General features: G+C 49.4%; 12 protein-coding genes. 4 read left to right on the top strand and 8 right to left on the bottom strand.

Annotation, left to right across the window (positions count from 1 at the left end):
• Window positions 1-39 precede the first annotated feature (39 nt).
• Together A3842_RS16595 and A3842_RS16590 are read right to left on the bottom strand one after the other, a co-directional pair.
• Window positions 40-243 carry a methyl-accepting chemotaxis protein gene (locus A3842_RS16595; protein ID WP_074102114.1) on the bottom strand — a complete coding sequence of 68 codons (204 nt, stop codon included), beginning with the start codon at window positions 241-243 and terminating at the stop codon, window positions 40-42.
• Between the two features lie 9 nt (window positions 244-252).
• Complete coding sequence (locus tag A3842_RS16590; RefSeq protein WP_074102113.1) at window positions 253-1,212, bottom strand: acetylxylan esterase; 960 nt, start codon at window positions 1,210-1,212, stop codon at window positions 253-255.
• Window positions 1,213-1,503: 291 nt separating this feature from the next.
• Between A3842_RS16590 and A3842_RS32570 the strand changes: the two genes are divergently transcribed.
• Entirely contained in the window at window positions 1,504-1,653 is a 150-nt protein-coding gene (locus tag A3842_RS32570; protein ID WP_178382364.1) for a hypothetical protein, read from the top strand.
• Here A3842_RS32570 and A3842_RS16580 read toward each other — a convergent pair.
• The 5 genes from A3842_RS16580 to A3842_RS16560 all read right to left on the bottom strand — a co-directional run bounded on the left by A3842_RS16580 (window position 1,650) and on the right by A3842_RS16560 (window position 7,107).
• Window positions 1,650-2,675, bottom strand: a complete 1,026-nt coding sequence (locus tag A3842_RS16580; RefSeq protein ID WP_074084706.1) for a glycoside hydrolase family 130 protein — start codon at window positions 2,673-2,675, stop codon at window positions 1,650-1,652. The two genes, A3842_RS32570 and A3842_RS16580, sit on opposite strands and share 4 nt — an antisense overlap.
• A gap of 60 nt (window positions 2,676-2,735) precedes the next feature.
• On the bottom strand, window positions 2,736-3,569 hold the full coding sequence (locus tag A3842_RS16575) for a carbohydrate ABC transporter permease (RefSeq protein WP_074084707.1): 834 nt from the start codon (window positions 3,567-3,569) through the stop codon (window positions 2,736-2,738).
• 5 nt (window positions 3,570-3,574) lie between these two features.
• A complete protein-coding gene (locus tag A3842_RS16570) occupies window positions 3,575-4,456 on the bottom strand; it encodes a carbohydrate ABC transporter permease (protein ID WP_074084708.1) in 882 nt (293 codons plus the stop codon).
• Window positions 4,457-4,582: 126 nt separating this feature from the next.
• Complete coding sequence (locus tag A3842_RS16565; RefSeq protein WP_074102111.1) at window positions 4,583-5,956, bottom strand: ABC transporter substrate-binding protein; 1,374 nt, start codon at window positions 5,954-5,956, stop codon at window positions 4,583-4,585.
• 389 nt (window positions 5,957-6,345) lie between these two features.
• A complete protein-coding gene (locus tag A3842_RS16560) occupies window positions 6,346-7,107 on the bottom strand; it encodes a response regulator transcription factor (RefSeq protein ID WP_074102124.1) in 762 nt (253 codons plus the stop codon).
• 274 nt (window positions 7,108-7,381) lie between these two features.
• Here A3842_RS16560 and A3842_RS16555 point away from each other — a divergent pair, with 274 nt between their 5' ends.
• From A3842_RS16555 to A3842_RS16545, 3 genes are all read left to right on the top strand, one after another.
• Entirely contained in the window at window positions 7,382-8,332 is a 951-nt protein-coding gene (locus A3842_RS16555; RefSeq protein WP_074102110.1) for a glycoside hydrolase family 113, read from the top strand.
• A gap of 80 nt (window positions 8,333-8,412) precedes the next feature.
• Window positions 8,413-9,642, top strand: coding sequence for an AGE family epimerase/isomerase (locus tag A3842_RS16550; protein ID WP_074102109.1), 1,230 nt, complete (start codon window positions 8,413-8,415; stop codon window positions 9,640-9,642).
• Window position 9,643: 1 nt separating this feature from the next.
• The gene (locus tag A3842_RS16545; protein ID WP_074102108.1) at window positions 9,644-10,828 is read left to right on the top strand and encodes a glycoside hydrolase family 130 protein; all 1,185 of its coding nucleotides are present in this window, start codon (window positions 9,644-9,646) and stop codon (window positions 10,826-10,828) included.
• Between the two features lie 356 nt (window positions 10,829-11,184).
• Here the strand turns inward: A3842_RS16545 and A3842_RS16540 are convergent, their stop codons facing one another.
• Window positions 11,185-11,973 carry a class I SAM-dependent methyltransferase gene (locus tag A3842_RS16540; RefSeq protein WP_074102107.1) on the bottom strand — a complete coding sequence of 263 codons (789 nt, stop codon included), beginning with the start codon at window positions 11,971-11,973 and terminating at the stop codon, window positions 11,185-11,187.
• Window positions 11,974-11,982 lie beyond the last annotated feature (9 nt).

The raw sequence follows: 11,982 nt of genomic DNA, 5'->3' as shown, positions 1-11,982 counted from the left end.
ATAGGCATCAGCCCACAGCCTTTGTACCTTGCCTATACATTAAACTTCGAGAGTCTTTCTTTCATCCGATAGTGCAGCTACCGTCTCATTCATATCCGACACGATTTTATTGGTAATTTCAGCTACCATGGCAATGGAGCGCTTGGACTGTTCAGACAGCTGGCGGATTTCATCGGCCACCACTGTGAATCCCTTGCTAGCTTCACCTGCACGAGCCGCGCCAGATCTACGATAATCTTGCACGGCTTCCCGTTACAAGGTCATGAAGGTCTGCAGTGTCCGATCAGAAAGATATGGAAGATACTCATGACCGTATTCATGATATACCATCAGGTCTTTTGTTGCTGCGATTTTATTGTATGCTGCGAATTGTGTCGAAGGTGGACAGATCGTATCCACAAGTCCGGTTACCCACAACACTTTGGCCTGGATTCGGCCTGCCAGATTCTGAATGTCGATGTACCCGAGCCGGTTGAAAATCTCTTCTTCCCGTTCATGATGCGGATCAAAAAAGCGGAAATAATAGTTAATCTCTTCATAAGCGGAAGTGGTAATATCCAGCTCCCATGCCCGTTTATAATCGGAAAGGAACGGATAGACCGGAACGGCCAGCTTAATCCGTGGTTCAAGGGCAGCACAGGCTACGGTAAGCCCGCCGCCTTGGGACAGGCCGAATGCGCCAACCCGTGCCGGGTCCACTTCGGACATATTCATTAGAATCCGTGCCGTTTGGACGGTATCCAGGAACACGTTCCGGTAGTACAGCTTGTCCGGACTCGGATCATCGATTCCACGGATGATATGGCCGCGTATGGTTGTGCCCAGGACCGTAAGGTTGTCCTCGGACAAACCGCCTTGTCCGCGGCAATCCATAGCAAGTACACTGATGCCGTGTGCGGCGTAGGTAACCTTTTCCATCCAATCGCCACTATCGCAAGAATAGCCGTGGAACATGACCACGCCTGGTCCTTTCACTTGTTCCGATTTCTTCGGTCTCACGTATTTGCAATGCACTTTGGCACCGCCTACTCCGGTAAAATACAGATGGAAGCATTCCGCCAGCTCGCTGGTGAACTCCGCAGGTACCAGTTCGTAATCCAGCGTCTGAGCATCGAGATCAGCCAGGGCACGTTCCCAGAAGGAGTCGAAATCGGCAGGCTTCGGGCTGGAGCCTTGGTAGGCTTTTAGTTGGGGCAGGGATCTTTCGGACATAAGAAATCCTCCTTAGGGTTGGATTGAATTGTGTTGGCAAAATGCGTTGGTTGCAGGCATGGGGAGTGTACGGCGTAACTGCGGGGAATGTTGGTTCCGATCGCTGTTGTTCCCGGATTTCCTGATTTGTACCGCCAGGCGGTAGAAATCCGGGAACTGCATATGCTTTCGAAGCGAGCTTTCCTTCGGAAAGCTTTCAGGCGAACGCTCCGCTTCTCCACTCAACATTCCCCTCCGTTACTCCCCACTCCCCATCCCAAAATGAAAAACCCATTAAGCATGGGTTTTGGGTTGATGCAGCAACGTGACGGCCACAGAGATGGCCGCCACTCGCTGCAAAGGTTGGCTGCGCTGGTCGCACAGGCTAGCTGCGCTGACCGCACAGTATTTCATGATACGGTTAGCTTCGTTACCGAAAGCCTTGGATCAGCACCGTTTTAGATCTTGCCCAAACCGGCGTCGTCGCCGACTTCCTCATGGGTTTCGATTACGTAGTTGACGATTTCTTCAACAGTGGTGTAAGCAACGCCAACATAGGTGTCTGCTGCGCCATAATAGATGGCGATCCGGCCGGTTTCAGCATCATTCAGGGTAGCGCAAGGGAAGAGCACGTTGTTCACGAAGCCTCTTTCTTCGTACCATTCCTCCGGTGTCAGCACGAAGTTCTTGGAGCGGTATTTGACCTTGGATGGCTCATCCTTGTCCAGGATGACAGCACCCATGCTGTATACGAGGCCGTTGCAGGTTCCGGTAACGCCGTGATAGAACATCAGCCAGCCTTCGGTGGTCTCGATAGGGGCAGGGCCGCCGCCGATTTTGGTACTCTGCCACCAGCCTTGACCGCCTTTGGTCATGACATGACGGTGTTTGCCCCAGTATACAAAGTCAGGGCTTTCGCTCAGGAACACATCGCCAAAAGGCGTATGGCCGCTGTCGCTCGGACGGGACAGCATCACGAAGTTGCCGTTTATTTTTCTTGGGAACAGCACGCCATTGCGGTTGAACGGCAGGAACGGATTTTCCAGACTGACGAAGGTTTTGAAATCCTGGGTTTTGGCAACACCGATCGCGGCACCGTAGAAATCCGTACACCAGATGATGTAATAGGTATCTTCGACTTGGACCAGACGCGGGTCGTACGCATAACGAGGCATGTACGGATTACCGGCTTCATCTGTAAACTGAATCGGTGCATCGTCAATTTTCCAGTCCAGGCCGTCTGCACTGTGGCCCATGCGCAGATGAGGACGGGTAGTGTTATCCTCTACACGGAATACCCCCAGAAAGCTGCCGTCATAGGCAATAACCGCACTGTTGAAAATACGTGCCACGCCTTTTGCCGGGTTGCGTTTGATCACCGGATTATCACTGTGTCTCCATACCGGACTATCATTGCCTGCCGGTCTGTCCTGCCAAGGTATATTCGGAATATTCTGACTGGCGATCAACTTAACTTCTTTCATAAGTACAATTCCCTCCGTGAGCGCAGCGGTGCTGCGAATAATTTAAATGAAGAACCGATTTTATTTTACCGACCCTTGGGCAAAACCGTTGTAAATGTACTTCTGCAAAGCTATGAAGGCTATCAGTGTAGGGATAATGGCGATCATAATAGCGGCGCAGATAACCTCCCACTGTGAACCATACGGACCTTTAAATTTAAATAGCGCGGTGGAGACCACCTGCAGGCTGCTTTTTGGCATATACAGGAAAGGGGTGTAGAAGTCGTTGTAGATGTTTACGCCCTTCACAATAATTACCGTTACAATGGCCGGACTCAGGAGCGGAAGGATAATTCTCCAGTAAATCGTCCAGTATGAAGCTCCATCCAGCATTGCCGATTCATCAAGCGATTCGGATATAGAGTCCAGGAACTGCATGAATATATAGACGGCGATAATATCCGTACCCAGGTACATCAGAATCGGTGCCCAGCGGGTGTTGAACAATTCCAGCGAGTTGATGATCTGAAAGGTGGCTACTTGTGTCGTAACTCCGGGAATCAGCGTCGCGAGCAGAAAAGCGCCCATCAGCAGCTTGCTGCCCCTGAACCGGAAACGTGCCAGAATGTATGCCATCATCGATCCGGTAAGTGTAGCACCGGCAATAGAAATGACTACAATAATAAGAGTATTCAAGAAGCCCAGGAGCATATTCCCGTCCACAAAAGCTTTGGTATAGTTAGCGAAATTCAGCCAGTTCTCCGGCAGGGTAAGCGGACCCGTTGTCGCATACTCTTCATTCGTTTTTAATGAAGCGAAAAAGACGACAGCGATCGGAATAAGGGCCATCAGCGCTCCCAAAATCAAACTGAGGTATTTGAAGAAAGAGGCTACGTTGTATTTTAAAGTATGCATAGTTCTTACTTCTCCTCCTTAATCAGAACACGCTGCAGAATGGTGACAAGAACAACAATACCCAGGAGCACTACGGCCATTGCCGAAGCAAGACCCAGCTTGCTGTATTTGAAGGCCACATCGACGGTCTGGATGACAAATGTACCGCTGCCATTGGAACCACCGGTCATGACATACGGAATTTCGAATACACCGATCGCTCCGCTTACCGCGAGGATCAGATTGAGCTGCAGAATCCGTTTGATGCTCGGAATAATAATGTGTCTGAACTGGTGCCAGCGGTTGGCTCCGTCAATTTCAGAGGCTTCGTAAATATCACTGCCGATGGAGGATATCGCTCCAAGGAAGATGATAAAGTTCATTCCCATGTATCTCCATACCGATGCAAAGGCGAGCGAGATATTGATCAGATGGGGGTTAAGCAGCCACTTCTGCTGCCAGGCTCCAAGTCCGACGAGATCAAGGATGGTGTTCAGGGTGCCTTCCGGCTTGAAGAAAAACAGGAAAATAAATCCGATGGCCACACCGTTCAAGAGTGTCGGAAAGAACAGAATTCCTTTGAACCAGTTCTTCATACGGACATTAAAGCTTAAGATCGTGGCAAAATACAGCGCCAGCCCCATTTGGACGAAGGTGGCGAAGAAATAATACAAGCTCACCTTGAATACGGCGAAATACTCCGGTTTGGTGAAAATGGTCTTGTAGTTGTCAAAGCCGATATACTCCATGTTTTTGCTTAGACCATTCCAGCTTGTGAAACTGTACTGGAACATTTTGAATACAGGCAAATATGAGAACGTCAGCAACAGAACTACCGGAACTAATGAGAATAAAACAATGATCAATATCCGCTGATTTTTATAACTTAAGTTGGACAATCTCTCCACACCTCCTAAGAAGACTGCTTAGCACTCCAAATCCTTCTCCACACCGCAAAAGTGAAGGGGAAAACGCCGCTGCCGGCATCCCCCCGTTCTCTTCAATCTGTCTTCACTCCTGCGTTTAATCAAAATTTACTTTGCTGCCGTTACTTTGGCTCTTGCAGCTTTCCATTTATCGTTCAGGTCTTTCATAATGTCGTCATAGGAATCTCTTCTGTTGCCAATCGCCGCTTCGATGATCACTTTCTTGAAGTCAGGCTGCCAGAGGCCGATTTCAGCTTCTTTGTCGATGGCATCAACCCAGCCCTCTTCACCGGCTTTTGCAGGGGCAATCGTATCAAACGTTACATCTGTGCCATTAAATTGTTTCAGGATTTCCGGAAGCTCAGCGCCTTTAACCGGGCTCATGCCGCCGCCTTCAGTGGTAGGATAGCCGGATTCGTTGATGAACCAGTCCACCCAAGCTCTTGCAGCTTCTTTATTTTTACTGTGGATGCTTACACCCAGGTTATAGTCGTCAGACAGTGGAACCAGAACCTTGTCGGCGTTGGTCGGGAAAGGCATGAAGCCTACATCGTCAGGGTTGGTTGCCAGGCCTTTGATTTGACCGATTGCCCAAGATCCCAGCATCATGGTACCGATTTTGCCGTTAGCCAGGTCAGCCTTGGAAGATTCCCAGTCCGTAGTTGTAGGGTCTTCTTCAATCAGGCCATTCTTGGCAGCGTCATACAATACTTTGTACAAGTCATAGTGCGGCTGGCCTTTAACGAAGTTATCATCCGATGCCACTTGGCCGATATTCACATAATCACGATTTCCGGCTACGGTAGCCAGATCCGCTTCCCATTGTGTCAGTGTCCAGCCGGCAGCATAGTTCGTGTAGAGAGGAACCGCGTCCGTCTTGTCCTTGATGCTCTTCAGTGCAGCAGAGAACTGGTCAAAAGTTCTTGGAATCTCAGTAATTCCGGCATCCTTGAATACTTGTTTGTTGTAGATGACACCGGAGAAGTTAACCGTGATCGGAATCCCGTAAGAAATACCATCTACACTGCGTTCTTCCAGCCCGGTATATTGCTTCTCCAGATCGGACATTTTACCCAGCGGTTCAAAAAAGTCCGGCAGATCTTTAATGGCTACACTTGTAGGCAACAGCAGAACATCGCCGTAATCATTTGTGCTCATGCGGATTTTAATCTGATCCTCGTAGCTGGACAGCGCTTCGAAGTTTACTTTGACATTCGGATATTTCTCATTGAATTTGGCTGCATAGTCTTTGAATACGGTATCAACAATATCCGTTCTTTGTGTGATGACCGTGATATCCCCTTTGATATCCTTGGCTGCGTCACCTTCAGGCGCTGTTGTCGCCTCGGTATTTGTTCCAGTATTGCCTGCATTGGTTGCTGTAGCATTGTCTGTGTTATTGTTGTTCGATGAACAACCTGCGAACAAACCCGCCATCAGTGTCAGTGCTGCCAGACTAGTAACTGCTTTGGTCTTCTTCATTGTTTTTTGACCCCTCTCTTCATTTTGAACCTTGAACCGAATAATAACAAAACAATAACAACAAGCACCACAGATTAACGATTATACTCCAGAAAAATTAATTCATTCTCCATTTCGTTTGAAAAGTGATGATGTTATCGCTTACAAACACATTATAAATCGTTACCAAACCCAAAACGATGGTTTCAATTGTTTTTTCTGGTCTTCAATTTGTTATTTTTGTTTTTTATATACCTAATTTGTTATCTACCATTATATGAAGAAAAAGGGAGTCTCCCCATTGCAGGGAGTCCCCCTTCACTCGGTGCACGCAGAATAGCCCCGCTTTGCTGCGGAGCTAGTTTATAATATAAGATTTTCTCTGCCATGAATATCTCGGCCACTCCTCACTATCTGCAGCGGCTCTTATAATCCTTCGGCGTCATGCCGCACATTTTCTTGAACAGCTTATTAAAATATACCGGATCACTGTAGCCGACCCGTTCAGCAATTTCGTAATTCTTCAAATCCGGCTGACCGGTCAACAGTTCCTTGGCCTTGGCGATGCGAATGCCTATCAGATAATCTGTAATCGTCTGGCCTGTCTTGTATTTGAACAACCGGCTGATATAGCTCGCGTTCATACCCACCGTCTCCGCCAACCGTTCAAGTTCAAAGTTATGGCTGTATTCCTTCTCCAGAATGCTTTTGGTCTGTTCAACCACATAATGCTCCCCACCCTCCGGGGCCAGTTGCACTGCACTTTCCGGCTCTGCCTCTGCAAGCTGAAGCTTTTTGTTCTCTTCCACACTTTTTAGCAAATCATACAACTGGGCCTTCTCAATGGGCTTAAGCAAATAATCGAGTACTCCGTGCCGCATAGCCCGGCGGGCATATTCGAATTCACTGAACCCGCTCAGTACCGCTATGGGGAGTTGCTTCAGATGCCCTCTCACCTCTTCAATCAGCTTGAAGCCATCCATTCTCGGCATCTTAATATCTGTAATAAGAAGGTCTATATCATTCTGGCTAAGATCCCGGAGATGATTCCAGGCCTCCAGCCCATTGCCGTAGGAACCGATAACCTCAACTTCCAAATCCATTCTGGAAGTGATTTTCTCAAGCCCGCGGCGAATCACTTCCTCATCGTCCGCAATCATGACCCTGATCACCACAAATCGCCTCCAGTCTAGTTGCATCCACAAATGTTTGCGCTATCATTATCAATTATAAGCTTCATTTTCTCATTAGCATATGTGCTCTATTGTACTTTTCTAGTCTTGAATTTACTTTACCCATTTTACCCTTGAAATCACTCCCGAAAAGGGTTATAACTAAATTATATTCTTGTTATTGTTAAATAACAAATTAGTAATAACAAGATAACAAAACGCCTAAATGTTTCGATCCCTTATCCTACTATTCTGACAAAGCGAGGTTACTGAGATGTCACTGCAGAATGAATATGTCGGAGGCGTTACTTGGGGTTTCATGGGCACACGCGGGACCTGGGCAAATGAAGAAGCTGAAGCTTCAATGGAGCTTATGAAATCGGTCACTGGAGCGAACTGGACGGCTATCGCCTTCAGTGCGGTTCAGGCTACTCCGCAATCCACGGAAATTCCTTATGCGGATAAACCCACAGTTACCGACGATGAGGTCTTATGGGCAATCCGCAAGGCGCAGTCGCTTGGACTGAAGGTATGCCTGAAACCGATTGTGAATTGTGCAGACGGCACTTGGCGCGCTCACATCAATTTCTTCGATAAGGATGTTCCCTGCGAGCCCAAATGGTCGGACTGGTTCAGTTCTTACACTGCCTTTATTTTGCATTTTGCCGCGATTGCAGAAGAAAGCGGTTGCGAGATGTTCTGCATCGGCTGCGAGCTGGTCATGTCTGACAGACGGGCTGCGGAGTGGCGGGCCTTGATTGCAGAAGTCCGCACAGTGTACAGCGGAATCCTTACTTATAATTGCGACAAGTATCAAGAGGACAATGTGACCTGGTGGGATGCCCTTGATGTAATTTCCTCCAGTGGCTATTACCCCGAGCTGGACTGGGAAGCACAGCTTGACCGGATTGAGGCAGTGGTGAAACGCTGCGGCAAGCCCTTCTTCTTCATGGAAGCAGGCTGCCCAAGCCGCACCGGCAGTGCAGCCATCCCGAACGACTGGTCACTTAAGGGTGACCCGAGCGAGGAGGAACAAAAGCGCTTTTATGAGGCCATGTTCCGCAGTTGTGAGGGCCGGGATTGGGTCCAGGGCTTTATGCTCTGGGATTGGCCGGCACGCCTGTATCCACTGGAGGCTGCAGCAGAGAACGATGACTACTGCATGTACGGGAAATCGGCGGCAGGTGTTATTAAGGAGTATTACAGCTCCAAGACCACCACTTAAGTTTTTGCTTCCGAAGCGGGTTTTGTACGAAGTAATGCTGTAAGCAGATGCTTACAAAACTTTAAGGAGTGAACCACAAAATGAAGAATTCACCTCAGGTATGGCTGAACGAGCTGGAGGAAGAGCTGAAGGGCAATATTTTGCGCTTCTGGATGGAACACACACTGGATGAAGCACATGGCGGCTTTGTGGGCGAGATCGACAACCAGATGAATGTCATTGCCGGTGCCGAGAAAAGCCTTGTGCTCAATGCGCGGATTCTGTGGACATTTGCGAGCGCTTACCGCCTGTATGGCGCAGCAGAATACTTAAAGATGGCTGAACGTGCCTTCGACTATCTGAACCAGCATTTCATAGATGAAGAACACGGCGGTTTGTTCTGGATGGTAGATGCGCATGGAGTCCCTTCCCAGCCGAAGAAACAAATCTACGGCCATTCTTTTGCCATTTATGCGCTTGCTGAATTCCACCATGCAACGGGACGTGCTGATGCGCTGCAGCAAGCAGTTGACCTGTTCCATATGGTAGAGAAGTACGGCTATGATCCCATTTATAAAGGTTATATTGAAGCATTGTCCCGTGAATGGCAAATGACAGATAATCTGAGTCTCAGCTCGAAGGATATGAACGAGAAGAAATCTATGAATACCCATCTGCATGTGCTGGAGGGCTACACCGGCCTGTACCGGGTATGGAAATCGGAAGAGCTGAAGAGGAAGCTGGCTGAACTGATTGAAACGATGCTGGAGCATATCATTGATGCTGACGGCAAACATTTCCACCTATTCCTGGACGAAGAGTGGCATGTCAAATCCGAGAGCATATCTTTTGGCCACGATATCGAAGGCAGCTGGCTGCTGGTTGAAGCCGCAGAAGTGCTTGGAGATGAAGATCTGCTTCAGCGTGTGCGCAAGGTAGCTATTTCCATGGCCGACGCCGTGCTTGCCGAGGGCATTGCTGAGGATGGCGGAATCTGGAATGAAGCGGACAAGAGCGGATTCATTGACAAGTCTGAAGAGTCCAGAGACTGGTGGCCGCAGGCTGAAGCCATTGTGGGCTTTTATAATGCGTACCAGTTGACGGGTGATCAACGCTTCCTGGAAGCTGCCGAGAATGCCTGGGCGTTCACTGACAAATATATCGTCGACCACAAGTATGGCGAATGGTATTGGGGGATTGACGAAGCCCTGCAGCCGCTGGCCCATGCACCCAAGGTCAGCGCCTGGAAATGTCCATATCATAACAGCAGAGCCTGCTTTGAAATGATCGGACGCCTTACCTCAACATCCACTATAAAGGAGACAAAATAAAATGACTGCAAACTTTCAAGAACGCAAACAGAAGCTTACGGAGCGCTACGAGGCATTGATTGGCCGCAAAAATGAGAAGGTTCCTTACGGCAACGGCATCTATGACCGCTACCAGCACCCGCTGCTCACTGCTGAACACGCACCGCTGATCTGGCGCTACGACTTCAATCCGGAGACCAACCCCTATTTCGCAGAAAGAATCGGGGTTAACGGTATTTTCAATCCCGGAGCCATTGAGCTCAGCGGCAAATTTTATATTGTTGCCCGTGTAGAAGGCAATGACCGCAAATCCTTCTTCGCTGTAGCCGAAAGCGACAGTGGCGTGGACGGCTTCCGCTTCTGGGATCACCCGGTAGTGCTGCCTGAAACGGAAGACCCGGATATCAACGTCTATGACATGCGCCTCGTGAAGCATGCGGACGGATGGATTTACGGCTTGTTCTGCACCGAACGCAAAGACCCGGATGCCCCTCATGGTGATCTGTCCAGCGCAGTTGCCCAATGCGGTATTACCCGTACCAAGGATCTGAAGACCTGGGAACGCCTTGCTGACCTGAAGACCGGCTCTGCACAGCAGCGCAATGTGGTGCTGCACCCTGAGTTTGTTGACGGCAAGTATGCCTTCTACACCCGTCCGCAGGATGGATTCATCGACGCCGGTTCCGGCGGCGGCATTGGCTGGGGATTGTCGGATACCATCGAGAACGCTGTAATTACCAGCGAGTCTATCATGGACCAGCGTTACTACCATACGATCAAAGAAGTGAAGAACGGCCAAGGCCCGGCGCCAATCAAAACAGCACGCGGCTGGCTGCACATTGCTCACGGTGTCCGTAACACCGCCGCAGGGCTGCGCTATGTGCTGTATGCCTTCCTGTCCGATCTGGAAGAGCCTAATAAAGTCACGCATGCACCAGGCGGACATTTCATCGCTCCCGATGGCGAAGAACGTGTTGGCGATGTATCCAACGTTGTATTCTGCAACGGCGTGATCGCACGGGATAACGGTGACATTTACATCTATTATGCGTCCTCCGACACCCGTATCCACGTGGCTACCACAACGGTTGATCAAATGCTGGATTATGTGCTGAATACACCTGAAGACCCGCTTCGCTCCTATGCGTGCGTGCAGCAGCGGATTGCGATGATTGACCGGAATGTTAAAATGAACCTTGAAGCTTAGCAATCCCGGGTGTTGAACGTAACTGCGGGGAATGTTTGGACTTCCGGCCGCTGTTGTCTGCAGATTTCTTGATTATATACCGTGTTTCACGGTTGAAATCCGCAGACAAAGGCGGTCGCTATCGCTCCTTCAGTTCCAAACTTCCCCTCCGTTACTTCACCCTTAATGTTGACTTCTCAAGTTCTTTTATAGGAGAGTAAGCAGAAGTAAAGGCGGCCCTTGTGGAAATCCAAGGGCCGCCTTTATTATTCAATAGTATGTTGAGCTAAACTTCAACCAGAACTAACTTCGGTTTCATAATCTCCCCCCTCCATTTGCCATCCTGTTTCAGCAGCGTTTCCCGGCCATCGACTACTCTAAACTGTAGCCCGCACGATGTAATATTCTACCGTGGTCGGCAGGCCATGGACAGTCTGATGCTGAGCGAAGATCCGGCTGATCTCTGGCAGACTGCTCTCCATAACCATTTCATGTACGGCAGACGTTTGCCCAAAGCAGCGAAGTCGTACAATGTCTATAGGCCCATGCAGGTACTGTGTACTGAGCACCGTCTCTATTTCAGCTTCAGCAAATCCGCTCGCATCAAGCCGTTGCTTAATCTTGTCCAATACGGGAGTCCCTTCCTGCCGTGGACCATACAACCCAGGGAACAGAATTGACAATTCAGGAGACAACCGGTCACCAGGGTGGAGGGCGATCAGCTGTCCTCCTTTTCGAATAATTCTGGTTAGCTCAGGGTATGCGGATGTAGGCCCTTTACGGTTATAAGCACAATCGAACTCATTCTGCTCAAAAGGGAGCCTGATCTTGGTATTAGCCGTAACAAAGGACACATTGGCAGGGGCAGTGCTGTTAGCGGTATGTATAAAATCGGCTGTAACATCAAGGCCGACTATGCGCTGGACAACAGGACTCCACCCAATCGTAAAATCTCCATGGCCGCAGCCAACGTCGAGCACTTTTTTCCCCGGAACCATTCCGGCGACCTCCTGCGCAAATATCTGCTCTGCATCCGGCCCCGTGATCGTTGAATTCCAGGGATAGGCGTATTTCCCGGTGAGACTTCCCAGCCCGGCATACCACTGGAACGAATGCGGCATCATCCAGTCTTTGTGTGTTGTCGGGTCTATAAGTGCTGCTGTCATTCTATCAAC

Origin of the sequence: Paenibacillus sp. P3E, from assembly GCF_001909045.1 — a bacterium.
Taxonomy (GTDB): Bacteria; Bacillota; Bacilli; order Paenibacillales; family Paenibacillaceae; genus Paenibacillus_AQ; species Paenibacillus_AQ helianthi.
The sequence above is the reverse complement of the archived record's forward strand: the minus strand, read 5'-3'. Positions and strand labels throughout refer to the sequence as shown.